Annotated in this window: 35 protein-coding genes; 2 read left to right on the top strand and 33 right to left on the bottom strand. The window is 41.4% G+C overall.

Translation table 11 applies throughout. The annotated features are described in order from the left end of the window. Nucleotides 1-63: 63 nt before the first annotated feature. The 23 genes from map to AC07NA_RS19210 form a co-directional block, all read right to left on the bottom strand. Entirely contained in the window at nucleotides 64-855 is a 792-nt protein-coding gene (gene map / locus AC07NA_RS19320) for a type I methionyl aminopeptidase (RefSeq protein ID WP_494899165.1), read from the bottom strand. A 6-nt stretch (nucleotides 856-861) separates the two neighbouring features. Further along, the gene (gene secY, locus AC07NA_RS19315; protein ID WP_345212849.1) at nucleotides 862-2,205 is read right to left on the bottom strand and encodes a preprotein translocase subunit SecY; all 1,344 of its coding nucleotides are present in this window, start codon (nucleotides 2,203-2,205) and stop codon (nucleotides 862-864) included. A 6-nt stretch (nucleotides 2,206-2,211) separates the two neighbouring features. Beyond that, entirely contained in the window at nucleotides 2,212-2,658 is a 447-nt protein-coding gene (gene rplO / locus AC07NA_RS19310) for a 50S ribosomal protein L15 (RefSeq protein WP_345212850.1), read from the bottom strand. 4 nt (nucleotides 2,659-2,662) lie between these two features. Beyond that, entirely contained in the window at nucleotides 2,663-2,842 is a 180-nt protein-coding gene (gene rpmD / locus AC07NA_RS19305) for a 50S ribosomal protein L30 (RefSeq protein ID WP_345212851.1), read from the bottom strand. Between the two features lie 5 nt (nucleotides 2,843-2,847). Then, nucleotides 2,848-3,366 (bottom strand): 30S ribosomal protein S5, encoded by a 519-nt coding sequence (gene rpsE / locus AC07NA_RS19300; protein ID WP_345212852.1) that lies wholly within the window; start codon nucleotides 3,364-3,366, stop codon nucleotides 2,848-2,850. A 12-nt stretch (nucleotides 3,367-3,378) separates the two neighbouring features. Continuing rightward, entirely contained in the window at nucleotides 3,379-3,732 is a 354-nt protein-coding gene (gene rplR / locus AC07NA_RS19295) for a 50S ribosomal protein L18 (protein WP_345212853.1), read from the bottom strand. Between the two features lie 5 nt (nucleotides 3,733-3,737). Continuing rightward, nucleotides 3,738-4,295 (bottom strand): 50S ribosomal protein L6, encoded by a 558-nt coding sequence (gene rplF / locus AC07NA_RS19290; protein ID WP_345212854.1) that lies wholly within the window; start codon nucleotides 4,293-4,295, stop codon nucleotides 3,738-3,740. A gap of 17 nt (nucleotides 4,296-4,312) precedes the next feature. Beyond that, the gene (gene rpsH, locus AC07NA_RS19285; protein ID WP_425562992.1) at nucleotides 4,313-4,711 is read right to left on the bottom strand and encodes a 30S ribosomal protein S8; all 399 of its coding nucleotides are present in this window, start codon (nucleotides 4,709-4,711) and stop codon (nucleotides 4,313-4,315) included. A gap of 167 nt (nucleotides 4,712-4,878) precedes the next feature. Next, a complete protein-coding gene (gene rpsN, locus AC07NA_RS19280; protein WP_345212855.1) occupies nucleotides 4,879-5,148 on the bottom strand; it encodes a 30S ribosomal protein S14 in 270 nt (89 codons plus the stop codon). Continuing rightward, the gene (gene rplE, locus AC07NA_RS19275; RefSeq protein WP_345212856.1) at nucleotides 5,141-5,704 is read right to left on the bottom strand and encodes a 50S ribosomal protein L5; all 564 of its coding nucleotides are present in this window, start codon (nucleotides 5,702-5,704) and stop codon (nucleotides 5,141-5,143) included. The genes rpsN and rplE overlap by 8 nt, the downstream gene beginning before the upstream one ends. Beyond that, nucleotides 5,704-6,048, bottom strand: coding sequence for a 50S ribosomal protein L24 (gene rplX, locus AC07NA_RS19270; protein ID WP_345212857.1), 345 nt, complete (start codon nucleotides 6,046-6,048; stop codon nucleotides 5,704-5,706). The genes rplE and rplX overlap by 1 nt, the downstream gene beginning before the upstream one ends. Nucleotide 6,049: 1 nt before the next feature. Further along, on the bottom strand, nucleotides 6,050-6,418 hold the full coding sequence (gene rplN, locus AC07NA_RS19265; protein ID WP_067059744.1) for a 50S ribosomal protein L14: 369 nt from the start codon (nucleotides 6,416-6,418) through the stop codon (nucleotides 6,050-6,052). 1 nt (nucleotide 6,419) lies between these two features. After that, nucleotides 6,420-6,674, bottom strand: a complete 255-nt coding sequence (gene rpsQ / locus AC07NA_RS19260) for a 30S ribosomal protein S17 (protein ID WP_345212858.1) — start codon at nucleotides 6,672-6,674, stop codon at nucleotides 6,420-6,422. A 19-nt stretch (nucleotides 6,675-6,693) separates the two neighbouring features. Beyond that, nucleotides 6,694-6,903, bottom strand: a complete 210-nt coding sequence (gene rpmC / locus AC07NA_RS19255) for a 50S ribosomal protein L29 (RefSeq protein WP_345212859.1) — start codon at nucleotides 6,901-6,903, stop codon at nucleotides 6,694-6,696. Nucleotides 6,904-7,029: 126 nt separating this feature from the next. After that, entirely contained in the window at nucleotides 7,030-7,452 is a 423-nt protein-coding gene (gene rplP, locus AC07NA_RS19250) for a 50S ribosomal protein L16 (RefSeq protein ID WP_345212860.1), read from the bottom strand. Between the two features lie 50 nt (nucleotides 7,453-7,502). Then, on the bottom strand, nucleotides 7,503-8,396 hold the full coding sequence (rpsC, locus tag AC07NA_RS19245; protein ID WP_345212861.1) for a 30S ribosomal protein S3: 894 nt from the start codon (nucleotides 8,394-8,396) through the stop codon (nucleotides 7,503-7,505). A 6-nt stretch (nucleotides 8,397-8,402) separates the two neighbouring features. Further along, complete coding sequence (rplV, locus tag AC07NA_RS19240) at nucleotides 8,403-8,831, bottom strand: 50S ribosomal protein L22 (protein ID WP_494899164.1); 429 nt, start codon at nucleotides 8,829-8,831, stop codon at nucleotides 8,403-8,405. Nucleotides 8,832-8,837: 6 nt separating this feature from the next. Next, the gene (gene rpsS / locus AC07NA_RS19235; protein WP_078347776.1) at nucleotides 8,838-9,104 is read right to left on the bottom strand and encodes a 30S ribosomal protein S19; all 267 of its coding nucleotides are present in this window, start codon (nucleotides 9,102-9,104) and stop codon (nucleotides 8,838-8,840) included. Beyond that, complete coding sequence (gene rplB, locus AC07NA_RS19230) at nucleotides 9,104-9,928, bottom strand: 50S ribosomal protein L2 (RefSeq protein ID WP_345212863.1); 825 nt, start codon at nucleotides 9,926-9,928, stop codon at nucleotides 9,104-9,106. The genes rpsS and rplB overlap by 1 nt, the downstream gene beginning before the upstream one ends. A gap of 8 nt (nucleotides 9,929-9,936) precedes the next feature. Continuing rightward, nucleotides 9,937-10,227, bottom strand: a complete 291-nt coding sequence (rplW, locus tag AC07NA_RS19225) for a 50S ribosomal protein L23 (protein ID WP_345212864.1) — start codon at nucleotides 10,225-10,227, stop codon at nucleotides 9,937-9,939. A 1-nt stretch (nucleotide 10,228) separates the two neighbouring features. Then, nucleotides 10,229-10,861 carry a 50S ribosomal protein L4 gene (rplD, locus tag AC07NA_RS19220; RefSeq protein ID WP_345212865.1) on the bottom strand — a complete coding sequence of 211 codons (633 nt, stop codon included), beginning with the start codon at nucleotides 10,859-10,861 and terminating at the stop codon, nucleotides 10,229-10,231. Between the two features lies 1 nt (nucleotide 10,862). Continuing rightward, nucleotides 10,863-11,480, bottom strand: coding sequence for a 50S ribosomal protein L3 (rplC, locus tag AC07NA_RS19215; protein WP_345212866.1), 618 nt, complete (start codon nucleotides 11,478-11,480; stop codon nucleotides 10,863-10,865). A 240-nt stretch (nucleotides 11,481-11,720) separates the two neighbouring features. Next, nucleotides 11,721-12,980 carry an NAD(P)-binding domain-containing protein gene (locus tag AC07NA_RS19210; RefSeq protein WP_345212867.1) on the bottom strand — a complete coding sequence of 420 codons (1,260 nt, stop codon included), beginning with the start codon at nucleotides 12,978-12,980 and terminating at the stop codon, nucleotides 11,721-11,723. Nucleotides 12,981-13,202: 222 nt separating this feature from the next. On the opposite strand from AC07NA_RS19210, the gene AC07NA_RS19205 reads away from it, so the two are divergent. Next, complete coding sequence (locus AC07NA_RS19205; protein ID WP_494899163.1) at nucleotides 13,203-13,931, top strand: hypothetical protein; 729 nt, start codon at nucleotides 13,203-13,205, stop codon at nucleotides 13,929-13,931. 51 nt (nucleotides 13,932-13,982) lie between these two features. Here AC07NA_RS19205 and AC07NA_RS19200 read toward each other — a convergent pair whose 3' ends face one another. Together AC07NA_RS19200 and AC07NA_RS19195 are read right to left on the bottom strand one after the other, a co-directional pair. Continuing rightward, complete coding sequence (locus tag AC07NA_RS19200) at nucleotides 13,983-14,537, bottom strand: hypothetical protein (protein WP_494899162.1); 555 nt, start codon at nucleotides 14,535-14,537, stop codon at nucleotides 13,983-13,985. A 64-nt stretch (nucleotides 14,538-14,601) separates the two neighbouring features. Next, on the bottom strand, nucleotides 14,602-14,943 hold the full coding sequence (locus AC07NA_RS19195) for an MmcQ/YjbR family DNA-binding protein (RefSeq protein ID WP_494899161.1): 342 nt from the start codon (nucleotides 14,941-14,943) through the stop codon (nucleotides 14,602-14,604). A 135-nt stretch (nucleotides 14,944-15,078) separates the two neighbouring features. Here AC07NA_RS19195 and AC07NA_RS19190 point away from each other — a divergent pair, with 135 nt between their 5' ends. Then, nucleotides 15,079-15,483, top strand: coding sequence for a VOC family protein (locus tag AC07NA_RS19190; protein WP_494899160.1), 405 nt, complete (start codon nucleotides 15,079-15,081; stop codon nucleotides 15,481-15,483). Nucleotides 15,484-15,551: 68 nt separating this feature from the next. Here the strand turns inward: AC07NA_RS19190 and AC07NA_RS19185 are convergent, their stop codons facing one another. The 8 genes from AC07NA_RS19185 to AC07NA_RS19150 all read right to left on the bottom strand — a co-directional run bounded on the left by AC07NA_RS19185 (nucleotide 15,552) and on the right by AC07NA_RS19150 (nucleotide 22,453). After that, nucleotides 15,552-15,839: a type II toxin-antitoxin system RelE/ParE family toxin gene (locus tag AC07NA_RS19185; protein ID WP_494899159.1), complete on the bottom strand. Its 288-nt coding sequence runs from the start codon at nucleotides 15,837-15,839 to the stop codon at nucleotides 15,552-15,554. Further along, on the bottom strand, nucleotides 15,836-16,042 hold the full coding sequence (locus AC07NA_RS19180) for a DUF2683 family protein (RefSeq protein ID WP_494899158.1): 207 nt from the start codon (nucleotides 16,040-16,042) through the stop codon (nucleotides 15,836-15,838). The genes AC07NA_RS19185 and AC07NA_RS19180 overlap by 4 nt, the downstream gene beginning before the upstream one ends. A 120-nt stretch (nucleotides 16,043-16,162) precedes the next feature. Continuing rightward, entirely contained in the window at nucleotides 16,163-16,468 is a 306-nt protein-coding gene (gene rpsJ / locus AC07NA_RS19175; RefSeq protein ID WP_022830652.1) for a 30S ribosomal protein S10, read from the bottom strand. A 157-nt stretch (nucleotides 16,469-16,625) separates the two neighbouring features. Next, nucleotides 16,626-18,737, bottom strand: a complete 2,112-nt coding sequence (gene fusA, locus AC07NA_RS19170) for an elongation factor G (protein ID WP_494899157.1) — start codon at nucleotides 18,735-18,737, stop codon at nucleotides 16,626-16,628. A gap of 99 nt (nucleotides 18,738-18,836) precedes the next feature. Next, entirely contained in the window at nucleotides 18,837-19,304 is a 468-nt protein-coding gene (gene rpsG, locus AC07NA_RS19165; protein WP_345212873.1) for a 30S ribosomal protein S7, read from the bottom strand. A 20-nt stretch (nucleotides 19,305-19,324) separates the two neighbouring features. Continuing rightward, a complete protein-coding gene (rpsL, locus tag AC07NA_RS19160; RefSeq protein WP_345212874.1) occupies nucleotides 19,325-19,738 on the bottom strand; it encodes a 30S ribosomal protein S12 in 414 nt (137 codons plus the stop codon). Nucleotides 19,739-20,464: 726 nt separating this feature from the next. Beyond that, nucleotides 20,465-21,454, bottom strand: a complete 990-nt coding sequence (locus AC07NA_RS19155) for a hypothetical protein (RefSeq protein ID WP_494899156.1) — start codon at nucleotides 21,452-21,454, stop codon at nucleotides 20,465-20,467. 30 nt (nucleotides 21,455-21,484) lie between these two features. After that, nucleotides 21,485-22,453 (bottom strand): NAD-dependent epimerase/dehydratase family protein, encoded by a 969-nt coding sequence (locus AC07NA_RS19150; protein WP_494899155.1) that lies wholly within the window; start codon nucleotides 22,451-22,453, stop codon nucleotides 21,485-21,487. Nucleotides 22,454-22,633 lie beyond the last annotated feature (180 nt).

Genomic DNA, 22,633 nt, shown 5'->3' with positions numbered 1-22,633 from the left:
TTTTGTTGATTATTACTTAATTATCCAGCCTTAAAAGCGGGACGCAAAATTAATAAAATTTTTTTAATTATTATTTTTTTCTTTTAAAACATCATCAATGTATGAAAACGTTGATAAGATGTCTGCTTTTCCCTTTTTTACCGCAACGGTATGCTCGTAATGCGCTGATGGTTTGCCATCAACAGTTGATACTGTCCAGCCATCGTCCCAAAACTTAACCCCGGCACGGCCGGCATTGATCATCGGTTCAATAGCTATCACCATACCTTCTTCAAGCTTAATGCCTGAGCCGCGTTTACCGTAGTTAGGCACTTCGGGTTTTTCATGCAGCTGTAAGCCTACACCGTGACCAACCAGTTCTTTCACCACACCGAATTTATACTGTTCAGCATGCTCCTGTACCGCGCTGGCTATATCGCCTACGCGTAAACCTGCTACGGCTTTCTCAATCCCTTTATCAAGGCATTCACGGGTAACACGCATCAAAGTCCTGGTAGTTTCGTCAACCTCGCCTATAGCGAAAGTAAAGGCCGAATCGCCGTAATACTTATTCAGTATCACACCGCAGTCAACCGATATAAGGTCGCCGTCAACTAGTTCTTTTTTACCTGGAAAACCATGGACCACCTGATCGTTAGGCGAAATGCATAACGAATAGGGGAATCCATGATAATTCAAAAATGCCGGTACGCCGCCGTTGTCCCTTATAAAGGTTTCGGCAAGCTCATTTAGTTTTATGGTTGTTACACCCGGTCCAATTACTTTGGCTACCTCTGCAAGCGTTTTGGATACTAACAGGGCACTTTCCCTGATCAGTTCAATCTCCTCTGCCGACTTGTAATGGATCTTAGACATCGATAATTAGATAGCCGGTGGAACAGTGCCTGTGGCAGCCGGAACGGCTGAACGGCCTTTAATTCTACCTGTTTTCATTAAGCCATCGTAATGACGCATCAATAAGTGGCTTTCAATCTGCTGTAAGGTATCAAGTACCACACCCACTAATATAATCAGTGATGTACCTCCAAAGAATCTTGCGAACAGGCTGTTTACACCTACAACACTTGCCAGGGCAGGTATGATAGCGATAATAGCCAGGAAGATTGAACCTGGAAGGGTGATCTTTGAAATTACATCATCAATATAATCTGCAGTAGTTTTACCCGGTTTAACGCCTGGTATAAATCCGCCGTTCTTCTTCATATCGTCTGACATTTGGGTTGGATTAACCGTAATGGCAGTATAGAAGTAAGTGAACAGGATGATCAGCACTGCAAACAGCACGTTATGTGCCCATGAGTTGTAGTTTGATAATGACATCAGCACACTGTTAGTAGCCAGGCTTGGCACAAACTGAGGGATAGTAGCCGGAATAAACATCAGCGCCTGGGCGAAGATGATCGGCATTACACCTGCAGCGTTTACCTTTAACGGAATGTACTGACGTACACCACCGTATTGCTTGTTGCCCACCATACGTTTAGCATATTGTACGGCAATTTTGCGCGTACCCTGTACTATAAGTATAGTAAACATTACTACCAGTATCAATGCTACAATTTCAACAATGAAGGTAATTAAACCACCACTGCCGCTTGTGCGCGTTTGAAACTCGGTAACAAATGCACCCGGTAACTGCGCGATGATACCCACCATAATGATGAGTGATACACCGTTACCGATACCTTTATCCGTAATTTTTTCACCCAGCCACATTACAAATAAAGTACCTGCGGTAAGTACGAAAGTACTTAAAATAGTGAACAATGGTTCGCCTATCAGTTTAGCTTCAGGTGTAATTTGTGCACGTGAGTAGGCTATTGACTGTGCTATGGTGATAGCAACTGTCAAATAACGGGTCCACTGATTGATTTTGTTACGGCCGCTTTCGCCTTCTTTTTGCATTTTAGCAAAGTAAGGTACAGCAATACCTAATAGTTGCACTACGATAGACGCCGATATGTAAGGCATTACACCTAATGCAAAAATAGAGGAACGTGAAAACGAACCTCCTGCAAACATATTCAGCAACCCAAGTAATCCCTCTTTAGCATTTTGGCTGTTAAGCGATGCCGGATCTACACCCGGCAGAACCACGAATGAGCCTATACGATATATTAAAAGAAATAAGAGTGTGTTAATAATACGCACTCTTAAATCTTCAATTTTCCAGATATTGGATAATGTAGTGAATAATTTCTTCATTGAAATTTACAACTTAACGATGGTACCACCAGCTGCTTCAATTGCTTTTTGCGCAGTAGCAGTAAATGCATGAGCTTTAACGTCTAACTTGGCTGTAAGTTCGCCACGGCCTAATATTTTAACAAGGTCGTTTTTTGAAGCCAGGCCATGCTCTTTCAATGTATCAAAATCAACTACGGCAATTGAATATTGCTCGGTTAATTTTTGAAGCACATCAAGGTTTACACCTACGTACTCAATACGGTTAGGATTTTTGAAACCTACCTTTGGTACACGGCGTTGTAACGGCATCTGACCACCTTCAAAACCAACTTTAGTGCTGTGACCTGAACGTGAACCGGCACCTTTGTGACCGCGTGTTGAAGTACCGCCACGGCCTGAACCTGTACCACGGCCAATTCTTTTTCTGCTTTTGGTAGAACCTTCAGCAGGTTTAAGATTACTTAAATTCATAATATTAAATGCTTTCTATTGCTACCAAATGATTAACTTTTCTTACCATACCGATGATAGCCGGAGTAGCTTCAACTTCCACGCTATGGTTTATTTTTCTTAAGCCCAGTGCCTGCACTGTCTTTTTCTGGCGCTCACTTCTATCGATCACGCTTTTAATCAGGGTTATTTTGACTTTTGCCATGATGATTATCCGTTAAATACTTTACCTAAATCTACACCACGGTGCTGAGCTACTGTAAAGGCATCACGCATTTGCGCTAATGCTGATACAGTTGCTTTAACCACGTTGTGCGGGTTTGATGAACCTTTTGATTTTGCAAGTACGTTGTGTACACCTGCCGACTCTAATACAGCACGCATCGCACCACCTGCAATTACACCGGTACCGTTTGCAGCCGGTTTCAAGAATACGAAACCACCTGAAAATTTACCGATTTGCTCGTGAGGTATAGTGTTGTTGATAATCGGAACCTTTACCAGGTTCTTTTTAGCATCATCAATACCTTTGGCAATAGCCTCGGTAACCTCTTTTGCTTTACCTAAACCGTAACCAACTACGCCGTTTTCATCACCTACTACCACAATGGCAGAAAAGCTGAAAGTACGACCACCTTTAGTTACTTTGGCAACACGTTGTATGCTTACCAAGCGGTCTTTTAATTCGATCTCGCTTGTTTTTACTCTTTTTATGTTGATTGTTGACATCTCTTGTTTCGATTAAAAGTTTAAACCACCTTCACGTGCACCTTCAGCCAGTGATTTAACACGGCCATGGTACAAATAACCATTTCTATCGAAAACTACATCTTTGATGCCAGCCGCGATTGCTTTTTCAGCTACCAGTTTGCCTACGGCTACTGATTGATCTGATTTAGTGCCTTCTGCTGCTGTGAAATCTTTTGATAAAGATGAAGCTGATACTATAGTTTTACCGGTTACATCGTCAATGATCTGAGCGTAAATACCTTTGTTGCTCCTGTATACTGACAAGCGCGGACGCTCTGAAGAACCTGAAATACGTTTTCTGATTCCTCTTTTAATTCTGTCTCTTCTTGATAATTTACCTGCCATGACGATTATTTTTTAGATGCTGATTTACCTGCTTTTCTTCTTAACACTTCGCCAACAAATTTAATACCTTTACCTTTGTATGGTTCAGGGGCACGTAACGAACGTATTTTCGCAGCTACCTGACCGATCAACTGTTTGTCGATAGACTCCAGAATGATAGTTGGGTTTTTACCCTTTTCAGCAGTAGTTGTAACTTTAATTTCTTGTGGTAATTCAAATACATAGTGGTGAGAGAAACCCAACACTAAATCTAAAGTATTACCTGTATTAGTTGCACGGTAACCAACACCTACAAGCTCTTGCTGAACTTTGTAGCCTTCAGTTACACCAACAACCATGTTGTTTAAAAGCGAGCGGTATAAACCGTGCAGCGCTTTATGACGTTTTTGATCAGAAGGGCGTTTAACTAATAAGTTTCCTTCTTCTTGCTCTACCGTGATATCCCTATCAACAGCTTGATGCAATTCACCTTTGGGGCCTTTTACAGTTACTACGTTATCTGCTGATACGGTAACTGTTACGCCTGAGGCTAATGCTATAGGTGCTTTTCCTATTCTTGACATTGCTTAAATTCCTCCTATTAATAAACGTAGCATAAAACTTCACCACCAACATTTAACTGACGGGCTTCTTTATCGGTCATTACACCTTTAGAAGTTGACAGGATGGCGATACCTAAACCATTTAATACCCTTGGCATGTTAGCCGTGCCTGCGTATTTCCTCAAACCTGGTTTACTAATACGTGAAATGCTGCGGATTGCAGGAATTTTAGTGATAGGGTGGTATTTCAAAGCTACTTTAATAGTGCCTTGTACACCAACTTCTTCAAACTTGTAATTAGCAATGTAACCTTTGTCGAAAAGCACTTTCGTGATTTCCTTCTTCAGATTTGATGCAGGAATTTCAACAACCCTATGGTTGGCTTTAATAGCATTCCTTACTCTTGTAAGATAATCTGCGATTGGATCTGTATTCATTATTGTTGTTTATGATGGTGGTTTCCTTCTGCTTCACAGCGACGACCTTCCATCGGTTAAAAAATTCATTAATCGGCAAGCGCAGGTATATGTTGCGAATTGCCGGCCGCAAAGGTAAGAATTTAATTCTCAACCTGCAACCGGCAATTCGGTACCTGCTTTTTGTATTACCAGCTTGCTTTTTTAACTCCCGGTATCTGGCCTGCTAATGCCATTTCACGGAATGTTACACGTGAAATGCCAAACTGGCGCATATAACCACGAGGGCGGCCGGTTAGCTTGCAACGGTTGTGCAATTTTACCGGTGATGCTGCTTTAGGTAATTTATCAAGAGCGATATAATCACCAGCTTCTTTCAAAGCAGCTCTTTTTTCAGCATATTTAGCTACTAACTTAGCACGTTTTACTTCACGTGCTTTTACACCTTCTTTAGCCATTAGTATTTTGATTTTTAAATGGTAATCCAAATTGTTTAAGCAATTCCAAAGCTTCAACATCGTTGGTAGCTGAGGTTACAAAGGTAATATCCATACCTTGAATTTTATTGATCTTGTCAATATTGATCTCAGGGAAGATAATTTGCTCAGTGATACCTAATGTGTAGTTACCTCGGCCATCAAAACCTTTATCGTTGATACCTTTGAAGTCACGGATACGTGGCAAAGCAACAGCGATTAAACGGTCAAGAAACTCATACATTGTATTGTCACGTAAAGTTACACGTACGCCTACCGGCATGTTTTTACGCAATTTGAAGTTTGAGATATCTTTTTTAGATTTTGAAGAAACCGCTTGCTGACCGGTAATGGTTGTTAACTCGGTGATTGTGTTCTCGATAAGTTTTTTATCGGTAGTAGCACCACCAACACCCTGGTTGATTGCAATTTTTTCAAGCTTAGGAACCTGCATTACGCTTTTGTACTGAAATTTATCTTTCAGCGCGGTGCGAATTTCGTCCTTATATTTTGATTTTAATCTTGGTACGTAAGTCATTACTTAATTTCCTCCCCTGATTTTTTTGCTACCCTTACTAATTTGCCGGCATCGCTTAATTTGCGGCCAACGCGGGTTGGGTTACCTGTTTTAGGATCAACCAGTGCTAAGTTTGAGATATGGATAGCAGCTTCTTGCTTAACTATACCACCATTAGGGTTAGCAGCATTAGGTTTTGTATGTTTTGATACCAAGTTGGCACCTTCAACTACAGCCCTGTTAGTTGCTGTGATCACTTCAACTATTTTACCTTGTGATCCTTTTGAATCACCGGCAATAACCTTAACAAGATCTCCTTTACGAAGCTTAATCTTGCCGGTTTCTACTTTCTTTTTATATGCCATGTTACAATACCTCCGGTGCTAATGATACAATTTTCATAAATTGTTTCTCACGCAGTTCTCTTGCAACCGGGCCGAAGATACGTGTACCTCTTGGCTCATCCTGGTTATTTAACAAAACAGCTGCGTTGTCGTCGAAACGGATATATGAACCATCTTTACGACGGATCTCTTTTTTAGTTCTAACCACTACGGCTTTAGATACGGTGCCTTTTTTAACGTTACCTGAAGGTATCGCGCTTTTTACGGTAACAACAATTTTGTCACCTATCGAGGCGTATCTTTTACCTGTACCACCTAACACACGGATAACTAAAACTTCTTTAGCTCCGCTGTTATCGGCTACATTTAATCTTGATTCCTGTTGTACCATCTTATTTAGCCCTTTCTAAAATTTCAACTAATCTCCAGTTCTTACTTTTGCTCAGCGGGCGGGTTTCCATAATTAATACGGTATCGCCAATACCACAGGTATTAGTTTCGTCATGAGCCATAAATTTGGTAGTTTTCTTTACGAACTTACCATAGATCGGGTGCTTCACCTTCCGCTCCACAGCTACAACAATAGATTTTTCCATCTTATTGCTAACTACCAGACCGGTACGTGTTTTTCTTAAATTTCTTTCCATTTTTTCGACGTTTAAAAAATTAATTTTTATCTGAAGCTGACGCCGCTTTACGCTTTGTTATTTCAGTATTTAAACGAGCGATGTCCTTACGCACTTTAGTGATACGGGTTGGGTTTTCAATAGCCGATACCGCATGAGCAAATTTCAGTTTGGTAAGATTGGTTTTCTCCTCACCGATCTTCGCAACCAATTCTTCGGTCGAAAGCTCTAAAATTTCTGAGTTCTTCATTTTCTTTGTTTGTTATTCGTTGTAATGTTGCAAAGTTGTAATGTTTAATGTTGCCTGTCTTTTCAAATGGCAGGTGTAATTTAACATTACAACCTTTCAACATTTACAACCTTTCAACCTCTTTATTTATGCCTCTACGTAATCTCTACGTACTATAAATCTCGTTTGTACAGGTAATTTTTGCGCTGCAAGGCGTAGTGCTTCTTTAGCTACTTCTAAAGGCACACCTTCTGCTTCAAAGATGATCCTTCCGGGGCGTACTACCGCTACCCAGTATTCAGGGGCACCTTTACCTTTACCCATACGTACCTCTGCAGGTTTTTTAGTTACAGGCTTGTCAGGAAATATCCTGATCCATACCTGTCCTTCACGTTTCATAAAACGTGTTACAGCGATACGGGCTGCCTCGATCTGACGGCTGGTGATCCATGCCGCCTCGAGTGATTTTATACCGAAAGATCCAAATGAAAGTTCAGCACCACGGGTGGCTAAACCTTTCATTCTGCCTTTTTGCATCTTTCTGAACTTCGTTCTTTTTGGCTGTAGCATTTTTTTAAGCTTTTATATCTAAACGATGTCTGTCTCGACTTTGTTAATAATTATCTTCTACCTGGTCCACCCGGGCGGTTTCCACCACCCTGTCCACCACGATTCTGACCACCTTGGCCACCACGATTTTGTCCACCCGGACCACGGTTGTTTCCACCCGGGCCACGATTGTTTCCGCCACCTCTGTTATCGCGACGCTCACCGCCTCTTTCGCCGCCGCGCTCATTGCCACGACCGCCAAAGCCTGCGTTACCTTCAGGACGGCCACCTTTGCCGCTGCTGCTGCTGGTGCCACCAATGTTAGGTGATAAATCGCGTTTTCCGTATACTTCGCCTTTGCAAATCCATACTTTAACACCTATTTTACCATAAGTAGTTAAAGCTTCAGCCAATGCATAGTCAATATCAGCACGGAAAGTGTGCAAAGGTATTCTGCCTTCTTTGTATTGTTCAGAACGGGCCATCTCCGCGCCGCCTAAACGGCCTGAAGTCATTACTTTGATACCTTCGGCACCCATTCTCATGGTTGCTGCGATGGTAGTTTTCATGGCTCTACGGAAAGATATACGAGCTTCTAATTGTTTTGCTATGCCTTCAGCTACTAATTGCGCGTCAAGCTCAGGACGTTTGATTTCGAAAATGTTGATCTGAACTTCTTTTTTAGTAAGTTTTTTCAACTCTTCTTTGATCTTGTCAACTTCCTGGCCGCCTTTACCAATTACGATACCCGGACGGGCAGTGTGGATAGTTACAGTGATACGTTTTAAAGTACGCTCGATAACTACTTTTGATACACCACCTTTATTGATACGTGCTGATAAGTATTTGCGGATTTTTTCGTCTTCAACTAATTTGTCGGAGTAGTTGTTGCCACCGAACCAATTAGAATCCCAACCTCTGATGATTCCTAATCTGTTACCTATTGGATGTGCTTTCTGTCCCATTTCAAATTAATTGTTTTCGTTTTTACTATCCACAATAAGGGTTACGTGGTTTGAGCGTTTACGGATACGGTATCCTCTTCCTTGCGGAGCAGGGCGTAATCTTTTTAACTGACGACCACCGCCTACTGATACTTCTTTAACGAATAAACCAGCATCTTCGGCTTTTTTGCCTTCGTTTTTAGCTTCCCAGTTGGTAATTGCTGATACCAGTAATTTCTCAACACGGATAGCAGCTTCTTTATTTGTAAACTTTAATATGTTTAAAGCTGCAAATACATTCTCACCGCGTATCAGGTCAACCACCAAACGCATCTTGCGTGGTGATGTTGGGCAGTTCTGTAACTTAGCAACAGAAGCGCCGCCTAGCTGAGCTTTTTTCTCAGTTTTGCGCTGTGCAATCAGTACAGACTTTTTAATTTTTGTTGTTGCTTCCATTGCTAATTATTTTTTCTTCTCTGCGTGACCGCGGAATGTACGGGTTGGGGCAAACTCTCCCAGCTTATGACCAACCATGTTTTCTGTTACGTACACAGGTATAAATTTATTACCGTTGTGTACTGCAAATGTGTGACCAACGAAATCAGGAGAGATCATGGAACGACGTGACCATGTTTTTACAACTGATTTTTTGTTTGTATCATTCAAGGTAAGAACTTTTCTTTCCAGGTTATGATCAATATAAGGTCCTTTTTTAATTGAACGAGCCATTATTTCTTCCTTCTTTCAATGATGTAGCGATCCGATGTTTTCTTTTTGTCGCGGGTTTTGTAGCCTTTAGCTAATAAACCTTTGCGAGAGCGTGGGTGACCACCTGATGAACGGCCTTCACCACCACCCATAGGGTGATCTACCGGGTTCATGGCAACACCACGAACTCTTGGCCTTCTGCCCAACCAGCGTTTACGGCCGGCTTTACCTAATACCTCATTTGCTTTCTCTGCATTTGAAACAGAACCAATGGTTGCAAGGCAGGTTGACAGTATCATACGTGTTTCGCCTGAAGGCAATTTGATAATGGCGTATTTGCCATCACGTGCTGAAAGCTGTGCGTAAGTACCTGCACTACGTGCGATAGTACCACCCTGACCAGGGTTTAATTCAATATTGTGAATAATTGAACCCAATGGTATGTTTTTCAAAGGTAAAGTGTTACCAACCTCTGGGGCTGCAGTAGCGCTTGAAAGTACGGTTTGACCAACTGTTAGGCCTTCCGGTGCTATCATGTACCTTTTTTCGCCATCAACGTAAAACAATAATGCGATACGTGCTGAACGGTTTGGATCATATTCAATAGTTGCAACCTTTGCAGGTATGTCAAACTTATTGCGTTTAAAGTCGATTAATCTGTATGACTGTTTGTGACCACCACCTAAGTAGCGCATGGTCATCTTACCACTATGGTTACGACCGCCTGATCTTTTGTGCGATACAACCAGTGACTTTTCAGGCACGTTGGTTGTTACGTCCGAATAATCAGCACCTACTCTGAAGCGGGTACCCGGGGTAACTGGTTTAAATCTTTTTACTGCCATCTCTCTTTTTATATAGTGCTATAAAAATCTATTGTTTCACCATCTTTCAACGTAATGATCGCTTTTTTGTAAGTTGCAGAGCGGCCTTGTACGGCACCTGCCTTAGTGTTGCGGGTTTTCAGTTTTCCGATGTACTTCATGGTGTTAACAGCTTTTATGTTTACACCATACATTTGTTCAATTGCTGCCTTGATCTGAATTTTGTTGGCTCTGTGGTCAACTTTGAAAGCATAACGGTTAAGCTTCTCAGTTAATTGAGCTACTTTTTCAGTAAGTAAGGGTTTCTTTAAAATTTCCATATTACTTAGCTAATGCTTCCTCCAAAGTTTTAATAGCACCTTCAGTTAACAAAAGTTTACCGGCGTTAAGCACATCATATGTGTTTAATTGTTCAACCGAAATAACTTTGGTTTTTTTCAGATTTCTGCTTGATAAATAAACATTGTTGTTTTCAGCAGCTGCTAATACTAATAATGTTTTATCATTAGTAACATTAAGATCAGCTTCCATTTTGATGTAAGTTTTAGTTTTGATGGTATCAAAGCTAAAATCTTCCAATATTACAATGTTGTTGTCTTGTGCTTTATATGATAAGGCTGATTTACGTGCCAGTGATTTTAACTTCTTGTTTAATTTGAAGCTATAATCGCGTGGCTGCGGACCGAATACACGGCCACCACCATTAAACAATGGTGATTTTACGCTACCTGCACGGGCACCGCCTGTACCTTTTTGCTTATATAATTTGCGGGTTGAACCTGCAATTTCGTTACGTTGTTTTGATTTGTGCGTACCCTGACGTTGGTTAGCAAGAAATTGCTTAACATCAAGATAGATCGCATGATCATTAGGCTCAATTCCGAATACGGACTCAGGAAGCTGCACCTTGGCACCTGTCTCTTTACCTGAGATGTTTAATACATTAATCTCCATCTTATTTATCCACTATTACGAATGAACCCTTAGCCCCAGGGATTGAACCTTTAACAACTAACAGATTATGCTCCGGGTAAACTTTCACAACTTCTAAGTTTTGAACTTTTACACGTACATTACCCATTTGGCCGGCCATGCGCATACCTTTAAATACGCGAGAAGGCCATGATGACGCACCCAAAGAACCCGGCGCACGTAAACGATTGTGCTGACCGTGAGTTTGCATACCCACACCACCAAAACCGTGACGCTTTACCACACCCTGAAAGCCTTTACCTTTTGAGGTACCAACCACATCCACAAAATCACCTTCAGCAAAAATCTCAACGGTAACAGTGTCACCTAATGATTTTTCGTCTTCGAATGTTTTGAACTCAACCAGTTTGCTTTTTGGAGCAGTACCGGCTTTTTGGAAATGGCCTTTCAGAGGAGCAGTAGTGTTCTTCTCTTTTTTGTCACCATATGCCAGCTGAACAGCTGCATATCCGTCTGTTTCTACAGACCTAACCTGTGTAACTACACAGGGGCCAGCTTCGATCACAGTACAAGGGATATTTTTCCCCGACTCGTCGAAAATGCTGGTCATTCCTACTTTTTTACCAATAATTCCTGACATTTTCTTATTTAGTTTGTGCCCATCGAAGCAGTAGGGCTTCGTTCAAGGCATATTATTCCCCTCGAAAGGGACGGCAAAGATAGAAATTTTAGATTAATTGTCAAATAGTTAGCAAGTTATTTTTAAATATTTATTTACAGACGATTAAACCAAAACCACCGGTGCCGCCATGTACAGAAAAGACAGGTGGAATGCGCGTGAAGAGGGTCGCGGTATTTTTATTTTCAGGCGAAATATTTTTTACTCCGTCATCAGTCGCCTGATGAGTTCGCCACTTTGTTTGTTGCCCTCGGCAAGGCGATCTTTAAAGAAGGCCTGAGTTTCATTAAAATGCTTTTTATAGCCTTCCATATCGCCATATCCTATTATTGCGGCCCACTCGCGCACGGCCGAATGGAACTCCAGATCGTCGCCTCGGATGGTTTTATCATATAATGCCGTTTCAATGGATTCTTCCAGAAGTTCTTCATTTTTAAACAGATACTCGGCAATACCTAAACGCAGTCGGAAAGGTGGCGTTTGCCCGATCAGGTTATCATAAGGGTTTACATCCAGGTGGTACCAGGCATCAACCATACTTAATATGCTCAGGTGCGAGTTGGGTTTTTGAACTTCGGCATTTTGCGATAACGAAAATTCTTTCATTACGCTATCGTTCAGCATAATAGGTTTACGACTTTCATGAAAAACAAACTCACGGGCACGGTACAGCCGCTCCCGAAATTCGTCTTCCTTCTCCATGATCATCAACTTAAACAATTCCGATTCAGATTGCGCGTAGCGTTTAACCTGCTGCCTTGCATAAGGGTTAAGGATAGCCAAACCTGCATATACGTGTGCCTTGTAACTGAATATACGCAGCGTGGTGAGTATCTTTACATTATCGATACCTCCTATGTACGAGCTATTATCCCAAGGGAAGAAACCGGCTGATTTCCAGGCGGTACCCATACTTTCGAAACCTACGTGTGTTACGGCCTGTGTATCGGCCACAATTTTATCGTGCTCGTGGTAATCCTTCAGTTCTACAATGTCTGATCCTATGGCCGTAAACAAGTCGAGCATGCGCTGGTAGGCATCGCCGGTTGAACGGTGGTTGATGAGGATCAGCTTTTGATTTTCGGGCTGAAAGCCAGGCCCGTGCATAGCATGAAAGGTGATGATGTTGGCATCGGCAGGCAAATGTTTTTCAAACATGGCAATCTCGGGCGATTTAACCGAGGTTTGCCCCGCCACAATTGCGCCGTATTTGGTAATAGGACCATATTGAGCAACCACCTGCGGTAGTTTTTCGGCCTCGATAGAATAAATGATGAGGTCGCAGGTGTGTGATACCTCTTTGCCGCTCTCCAGCAGTTTTATGCCAAGCGGACTAAGTTCTTCTTCGAGTTTCTCGCGGTTTTGGGGCATATCGCATCCGCACACATCATAGCCTGCTTTGGCAAAGGCCTTGGCGTATAAACGCCCCATATCTCCTAATCCTATAATACCTATTAACATTCGTTTATTAAAAAGGCTAAATATAATAAGGCTTTTTCTCAATAAGTACAATTAGGTGTGGTATTTTGTACATGTGGGGATATTAGGGCGGTCTTATTGTTCATTGGCCTACCTATAGCCGATTATTGAATAGTTTTTATAGTTTTGTTAAAAACAATGTCAATAATTGGCAATAATTTAATATTAAAATTGTTTTTTAGTACGATATATCTATTTAAGCCCATGATGAACAAATTAGTAAATACCCCGCTACTGGTTTTAATTGCACTTATTACTATTATATCAAACGTGTACGCGCAAGATTCTGTAAAGCGCACAGGCGTTGTTAAACCCACTACGTCGCAGTATGCGAAACCTGTAGTACAACAAGGTGCTAAACCAGGTACGCCGCAAACTACTGCAAAGCCTGTTTACACCCAGCAACAACCGCAACAAGCGCCTGTAGTGAATACCGACCGCACACTTAACGGGCAATACCGTTACCTGCTTACCAAAGTTTATAACTACCAGCAACCGCTTGTAGCGGCACTGTACCGCAACATGACGGATACGCTTAAAATTGCCCGTGCCGAATTGCAAAAAGCTAAGTCGACCGTTAGCAGCCAGGCGGCTACCATAAAAGGCCTGAATGCTGATGTAAGCACTAAAGACGAAACCATATCGGCCTCAAACGCCCGTGTAGACGAGATTCGTTTGCTGGGGATCCCTTTTACCAAGGCAACCTACAATTTATTAATGTGGGGATTGGTTATCGGTTTCGGCGTGGCATTGGCCATTGTGATATTTACTACCGCGAGGTTTAAGCACGAAGCAAAGTACCGCATTAAACTTTACGATGAGCTATCATCAGAGTTTCAAACCTATAAAGCCAAAGCCAACGAAAAAGAAAAGAAACTTGCCCGCGAACTGCAAACCGAGCGTAACAAGCTTGATGAGTTGCTGGGAAGATAGGTTTGAAGGGAGGCAAGAAATAAGAGTCTGGAGACAGGACGCTTTTGATTGTTATGCCTGGTTCAACTCCTTTTTCTTTGTTTTGACGACTCCCCATTTATAGGATACATACAATAGCATGCAGGTAATGCTTAATTGTATAATAGCTATAGCCATAATAGTGTTGCTTATAACGCCGGCATTCTCTATAGTAAAGGGATGCAGTTTGGGCAATGCGTAAGATGGAGGATCTATGGTGGTATGCCAGCCTGCCGTTACATGAGCGGGTGTTATTATCATAGTGCTTAATGTGACGATCATTTGCTCTGCCAATATGATTTGCGCGAGCAGAAATAATCCTGATAACATGATGATACTATTGGAAAATGGCCTGCTGAATTTTTTGAAAAGTTCCTTTATAAAAAATACCAGGAACACCACAAATGTGAATATCAGGGTTACTATCGTGGAGTTTTTGATCACGAAATAGGTATCTTGTAAATTGATATCTAAACTGTAGTTACCTGCTATTGTACCAAGGAAAGGGTATGCTATTAAAATAGTGATGCTGCCTGCAATAGCCAGCCAGGCCAGCTCTATTAATACAATTCGGTAGATAGGTTTCATATAGGTGATAGATGCGATAAGGCACCACAAGATAATAATTTGTGGCATTAACAACAAAAACAGATTATCCCCGCTGTACCATGGCTGCCAGCTTTTTTGGCGCTACAAAGCAATACGCGGTCTTAAGCGCGTCAGTTAGCAGTTGTTCGTTCACTTTAGCGAGGTTTACAATCGTCCAGCCTTGTTTGCCCCATTTATTGGGTACGGGGTAAATGATGGTATTATCGGCCAGTGAAAAAACGTCCTGATCAATTTCGGATAGTTTAAGCGATGCTAATTGCGTGTGCACATCCACAGTGGCAAATATTTTTTTATTAACTCTGAACGATGTTTTTTCAAAATGGGGTTGTTCACTAACCTCGGGGAGCGATAGTGCAATTTGCCGGAGTAGATCGATGTTTACCATTCACCAAGATAAAAACTAATTGGCAACATTTCTGCGATAAGTCACTGGCGCAAATGCCCCCTTAAATTGACAGTATTACACTCCGGTTTTGCAATAAATAGGCGCTATGTTTGAGTAATTAAAAACACTAACATTATGGCAAAGCAAATTTTTGTAAACCTACCGGTAAAAGACCTGAACAGATCTGTTGAATTTTTCACTGCGTTAGGATATACTTTCAACCCGAAATTTACCAATGAAAATGCAACCTGCCTTATTCTTGGCGATAATATCTTCGCGATGCTGCTGGTTGAACCATTTTTTCAATCATTTACCAAAAAGGGTATTGTGGATACCGCTAAAGGTAATGAAGTGATCGTATGCCTGTCGGCCGATAGCAGGGATGAAGTTGATGCGTTTGTTAGCAAGGCCGTAGCTGCGGGTGGCACCGTAGCCGGTGAAAAGGAAGATCACGGCTGGATGTACGGTCACGGCTTTCAGGATCTTGACGGGCACCTTTGGGAGATGTCGTATATGGATATGAGCGCGCTGCCGCAATAGGGGTTTGTATGATTAGTGATCTTCACTGTCACGAGTTTAACAAAGTATAACTCGTGACAGTGGGTAGGTTAAAAGATGGGTTCCTGCCGATTATCCCAAAAGTAAAGGATCTCGATTTTATCTTCAGAAACCTGATAAAACATCGAGCAATTTTTATGTACCAATCCTTTTCTTACAGAAGCGTCTGTTGATATGGCCTGGTATATAAATGGTGATTCGGCTATTATTTCGAGTATGGTGAGGATTCTTTTCTCAAACACCAGCACTTGCTTATTTCCCCATCTGCTCTGTATTTGATTTCTGATGGCATCAAAGGACTCAATAGCATATTCAGAAAATATGATCTGAAATCTCATTCAATAGAAGTCAGCTTTTTTTTGAACTCTTCTAATGATACTGTTCTTCCTGCTTTAATGTCTTCTTTGCCCTTAGCAATACCATTAATTACGTGCTGTGGCAAAGCTTCTTCATTTTTTTCAAACGAGATGTTTAATGCTTCAAGAAAAGCTTTCACAACCTTTTCTTGCGCCTTGGTGGGATATACAACGTAAGCAGCCATTATTACAAAATTATAGTTATTACTTTACATAATCAATAAGTAAATATACAGGCAACGGGCACAAAAAAAGACCATCCGTAAAACGAATGGTCTTTTTTATATCGAAGGTAATATTGCCTATCAAACTTTGATTTCCACTTCAACGCCACTTGGCAATTCAAGTTTCATTAGGGCATCAACAGTTTTTGAGTTTGAACTGTAGATGTCTAATAAGCGTTTGTACGAGCACAGTTGGAACTGCTCACGTGCTTTTTTGTTTACGTGCGGTGAACGTAATACAGTGAAAATTTTCTTTTCGGTTGGTAACGGAAGTGGTCCGCTAACTACAGCGCCTGTAGGCTTTACTGTTTTTACGATCTTCTCGGCAGATTTGTCTACCAAGTTGTAATCGTAAGATTTCAATTTGATCCTGATTCTTTGGCTCATTGTTAATTTAATTGTGGGATTTCACCGTTTATAGATGATTTCGCCGATTTGTTAATTGACTACCCTAAGAGCTATTTATTAGAGCAATCTTGTTTATGTTAAGATTACACCGACAATCTGTGAAATCACATATTTATCGGTGTAATCAAAAAATCAATTACGCGTTTTGAGCAGCTTTTTTGCCTTTTGCTTTAGCAACTACTTCTTCTTGTACGTTACGTGGCGCTTCAGCATAGTGATCAAACTCCATGGTTGAAGTAGCACGGCCAGAAGTAATAGTACGTAATTGAGTTACGTAACCAAACATTTCTGAAAGTGGTACAGTAGCTTTAATTACCTGTGCACCTGCACGTGAATCCATACCTAACAGCTGGCCACGACGACGGTTCATGTCACCGATTACATCACCCATGTTTTCTTCAGGGGTAAGGATCTCGATTTTCATGATCGGCTCAAGCAATACCGGTTTACATTTTGGCAACGCCTCACGGTAAGCCATCTTAGCAGCTAACTCGAAAGATAGCGCATCTGAATCGACCGCGTGGAATGAACCATCAATTAAACGTACTTTTAAGCTGGTTAATGGGTAGCCGGCTAATACACCGTTTACCATTGAAGCTGCAAAGCCTTTTTCAACAGATGGGATAAACTCACGTGGAATAGAACCACCGCTGATTTCGTTAACGAATTGTAAACCTTCTTTACCTTCATCGTTAGGTGAAAGTATAACCTGGATATCAGCGAATTTACCACGACCACCGGTTTGTTTCTTGTAAGTTTCGCGGTGTTGGACAGTACCTGTGATAGACTCTTTATAAGCTACCTGTGGCGCGCCCTGGTTAACCTCTACTTTAAACTCACGTTTCAAGCGGTCCATGATGATATCTAAGTGAAGCTCGCCCATACCTGAAATTACAGTTTGGCCGGTTTCTTCATCCGAGTTTACACGGAAGGTAGGATCCTCTTCGGCTAATTTACCTAAAGCCATACCTAATTTATCTACGTCGGCCTGTGTTTTAGGCTCAATAGCTAAACCGATAACCGGCTCAGGGAAGTTCATCGATTCAAGAATGATCGGGAATTTCTCGTCGCAAAGGGTATCACCTGTTTTAATATCTTTAAAGCCTACTACCGCAGCAATATCACCTGCACCTACGTTAGGTATAGGGTTTTGCTTGTTAGCGTGCATTTGGAATATACGTGATATACGCTCTTTATTGTCAGAACGCATGTTGTGTACATACGAACCTGCATCCAGGTTACCAGAGTATACGCGGATAAAGCACAAACGACCTACGAAAGGATCGGTCGCGATTTTAAATGCTAAAGCTGCAAATGGCTCTTTAACATCCGGTCTGCGTAAAATTTCTTCGCCTGTATCAGGGTTAGTACCAATAATACCTTCAACATCCATAGGTGAAGGAAGTAATTCCATCACATAATCAAGCATGGTTTGTACACCTTTGTTTTTGAAAGATGAACCGCAAACCATAGGAACGATCTTGGCATCTAAAACAGCTTTACGTAAAGCGTCAAGTACTTCACGCTCAGTAATAGTTTCAGGAGCGTCAAAGAATTTCTCCATCAGGCTTTCGTCATACTCAGCTACTGATTCCAGTAATTTTTCTCTCCACTCGGTTGCTTCCTCGATCATATCTTCAGGGATAGGCACTTCAGTAAAGGTCATACCTTTATCATGCTCATTCCAAACGATACCTCTCCAGTTAATAAGGTCAACCACACCTTTAAAGCTTTCTTCAGCGCCAATTGGCAATTGCAATGGCACGGCGTTGCTGCCTAACATGCTTTTTACCTGTTTTACAACATTTAAAAAGTCGGCACCAGAACGGTCCATTTTATTAACGAAACCTATACGGGCAACGTTATAGTTGTTAGCAAGGCGCCAGTTGGTTTCAGATTGAGGCTCAACACCATCAACAGCCGAAAATAGGAACACCAAACCATCCAATACACGTAACGAGCGGTTTACCTCTACGGTAAAATCCACGTGTCCCGGAGTATCAATAATGTTGATGTGGTAGCTATGATCTCTGTATTTCCAGTTTACAGTTGTAGCTGCAGAAGTAATGGTAATACCACGTTCCTGCTCTTGTGCCATCCAGTCCATGGTTGCAGCACCTTCGTGCACTTCACCAATTTTGTGGCTCACACCAGCGTAATACAGGATACGCTCGGTAGTAGTGGTTTTACCGGCATCAATGTGGGCGGCAATACCTATGTTTCTTGTATATCTAAGATCTCTTGACATAATATTTTGATTGAGTGAATTAGCGAAGTAGTGAATTACTGATTAGTATAATGTTACCAAATCAATAATTCACTACCTCATTCATTCAAAAATTATTTATTAGAATCTAAAGTGTGAGAACGCCTTGTTAGCCTCAGCCATTTTGTGCGTATCTTCTTTCTTCTTCACAGCAGCACCTTCACCTTTAGCAGCAGATATAATTTCGCCGGCTAATTTTTCCATCATGGTTTTTTCGCCACGTTTACGAGCGTAGCTGATCAGCCATTTCATACCTAAAGCGATTTTACGCTCCGGACGAACTTCTGTTGGAACCTGGAAGTTTGCACCACCCACACGACGTGATTTTACTTCAACGGCAGGCATTACATTGTTTAACGCTTTTTTCCAGGTTTCTAAGCCGTTTTCACTTGTTTTTTTCTCAACAATTTCAACAGCGTTATAAAATATAGAGTATGCGGTTGATTTTTTACCATCATACATCATGTTATTTACAAACCTTGTTACCAAAGTATCGTTGAACTTTGGATCAGGAAGGATAATTCTCTTTTTTGGTTTTGACTTTCTCATTGCTTGCTATCCTCCTTTAATTATTTCTTTTTACCTTTTGTAGGAGCAGCAACAACCTGTCCTGGTTTAGGGCGTTTAGTACCATATTTAGAACGACGTTGGTTACGGCCTGCAACACCTGAAGTATCTAAAGCACCACGAATGATGTGGTAACGTACACCTGGTAAATCCTTAACACGGCCACCACGGATCAAAACGATAGAGTGCTCTTGTAAGTTGTGACCTTCACCCGGAATGTAAGCATTTACTTCTTTACCGTTGGTTAAGCGCACACGGGCAACTTTACGCATTGCTGAGTTTGGTTTTTTAGGGGTAGTGGTATACACGCGTGTGCATACGCCTCTTCGCTGTGGACAGCTGTCCAACGCTGGTGACTTACTCTTGTCAACCATAGCTACTCTACCTTTTCTAACTAATTGCTGAATAGTAGGCATTTTTTCCTTTTTGTATTTACTGTTTTATCCTTATTTTAAGGACTGCAAAGGTAGGTACAATTTTTTTATTTTCAAGTAGTTGAGTGAAAATAATATAAGTCTAAAACGTGAACCTGTAAAATACCCTCATTTTTAGTATGGTATTTATCATACATGGGCTATGTATTAATTAAATTATGGCTTAGCAGTATGGTTTGTAGCAGGTTACTATTTTCAATAAAAAGTATTAAGGGTATATTATAAAATAATGGCACCTGTTTGGCAAACAATCAAAACTCATCGTATTGGCCTATTCTTGTATTGTTGTTATTTGTATTACTGTTATACGGTAGTGCAAACACATTTTAAGTACGTTGCAGATACAGATCATATAAAAGCAAGTAAACAAGTAGCCCTTGGAGAAGGTAGCATATACGGGCAACTTTTAATGATTATTGTAGGTTTGGGTGCCGCAATAATAATATTAATGCAGGCTATGATTTATAAGAATAACCGGAAGTTTAATTTTATAACTGCGTTATCACTAATAGGAGCTCTGACAGTTTCCTTATACCTGATCGATTTTTTTTGAAAGCAAGTCCGGTAGTGCTTTTGCCGGGCCTGCTCCTGCTTTCCGCTCATACTGCACAGGCCTTAGCCGCATTGGCCGGTATACGCTACAATCAGGTTTAGTTGTGTACGGCAGGGCTCAACTATCCGGATTTAGCTATTACCTATTTTGCCACATCATTTTTCAGTCATTAAAGCTGAAAGGCCGGGTGGGGCGGCCACGTGAACATTGTTTTTATCATCAAGCGTTACCGGCACAACTGTAAACTTGCCTTGATAATACCAAAAAAACTGATTGGATACCGGTGCGGTACTTTCTGAATATGACTTATTAATTAACGGCAGCATTCGTTGTATAAACTTAACAAAGTCAACAGGTTTTGCCTTGCTTATCTTGCAAATCGAAATTAATCCTTTATTAGGTATAGCAACCACAGAGCCCCATTCGCCCACAAATGCAGGCTTATTTATTGCCAGGTTAAGTGCATAACTTGCTGCATAATCTTCATTCTCTAAAAAAGTAAACTCTATTTTGGCGCCATCAATATCTATTGTTGGAGAAGCGCTTGCCATTTGTTTATTAGCTACATTAGCAAGTGCATCTGTAAACACATCATCTGTGTGTTTTTGCCATGCCTCAAATTGTTTTTTGGACACCGGGGTGAATGCATCCGGAAGGTCCAGCATCAGTAATGATTTTGTACCGGCGAGATCGGTTCTGGCAACCAGTGTTTCTGTACCGCCTCTTTGCGCTATAGTGGCATCATTATAAATGCGTACACTTAAATAGGGCTTTATCTTATCGTAATTAAACGCATCAATACCCTTTTGTGCTTCAATTGAGCTGAATATGGCGTTAAAATGCGCTTTTATAATGGTCGGCCATTTAGAATGGTCTGCTTCTTTACTACACTTTAATATTAAATTATCTAAATTAAAAACCTGCATCCCCTGGCCGCTTGCAAGAGTGATGGTGCCATTTTTTACGTTGTCAATTTTATAACGTTTGGCTATTTCTGTAATGGCGGTATCAACAATGGTTTTATATTCGGCTGTGTTAACCGTGTTTTTAAAGCCATCGGGCAGGTTGTAAGTAATTGTTTGAGCAAATAAATTGCAGTGCAGTAAAACTGCCAACAAAAGAGGAGCGAATAATCGTAATCTCATGGTAATTATTTACAGCTTCATATAAAAAGACTATTTACTCAGCTTTGCGCAAACTTCTTTTATACTTTGGCTCACTGGCTTAAACTCAATACCGATAGCTTTTTTGATTTTGCTGTTATCAAACTCTTTTAGCATTACTGACGATTGCGCGGCTATTTTATCGATAAAAGGATCTTTACCGGTTATGGCGGCCACAAATGCGGCTATGCGCCACGCGAGGCCCATCATCCATGGTTTAGCTTCGCTGGCCGGTGGCTTTATGCCGAAGCCTTGGGCAATTTCTTCTACCAATTGCTTGTAACTGCGGTTTTCGGCGTTGATAATATAGCGTTCGGCGGTAATGTCGGTAGCCATCAGGGCGATCATGCTTTTGGCCACATCGGCCACATCTACCAGTCCGGCGGTACCCGGGGTATAAAATTTAAGCCCTTTACGTACGGTTTCAAACAGCTGCCCCGTGCCTTCGGTACCGGCATCGGCACCTAAAATAAGTGATGGGTTTACTATTACGGCATCCAAACCTTCGGCAATGCCACGCCAAACTTCCATTTCGCTTTCCAGCTTTGATATGGCATAGCCGTCGTTTTCGGCAGTCTCTTCAAGGTGATGGTTTTCGGTGATCAGTTCGCCGGGCTTGGCCAGACCTAATGCTGCTATCGAACTTACATGCACCAGCCTCGCGCTGAACCGGATACACAGGTTAACGATATTAGCAGTGCCCTCAATGTTGGCAGCGATCATCGGTTTTTTATCCTTGGTTTTTAACGATACCCAAGCCGCGCAATGGTATACCTGCGTAACGTTTTCAAAAGCGGCTTCCAGCGCGAAAATATCCAGCATATCGGCTTCTGCCCATTCAATTAAGCCGTTATAAGGTTGCAATATGGCAGGTATGGCAGATGAAGCCCGTTTAGTACAACGGATATGCTCGCCTCTTTGTGCCAGCTGCCTTGCTACTTCGGCCCCAAGAAAACCGGTTGCGCCTGTAATTAGTATCATATTTTTGGATGTGCAAATGTGCTGATGTGCAAATGTGCATATTATTGACCACGATTTTGGATCAGAATTTACAGGATTTGAGAATTTACAGAATAAGTAATTAGGATTTAAGAATTTATAGAATGGGGATCAGTATTTTCAGAGACTTGTGTTGTTTTTATACAATTTAGATAATTACGT

Source organism: Mucilaginibacter sp. GW821-FHT07G05, from assembly GCF_059418565.1.
This window is presented reverse-complemented; position numbering and strand designations above follow the sequence as displayed.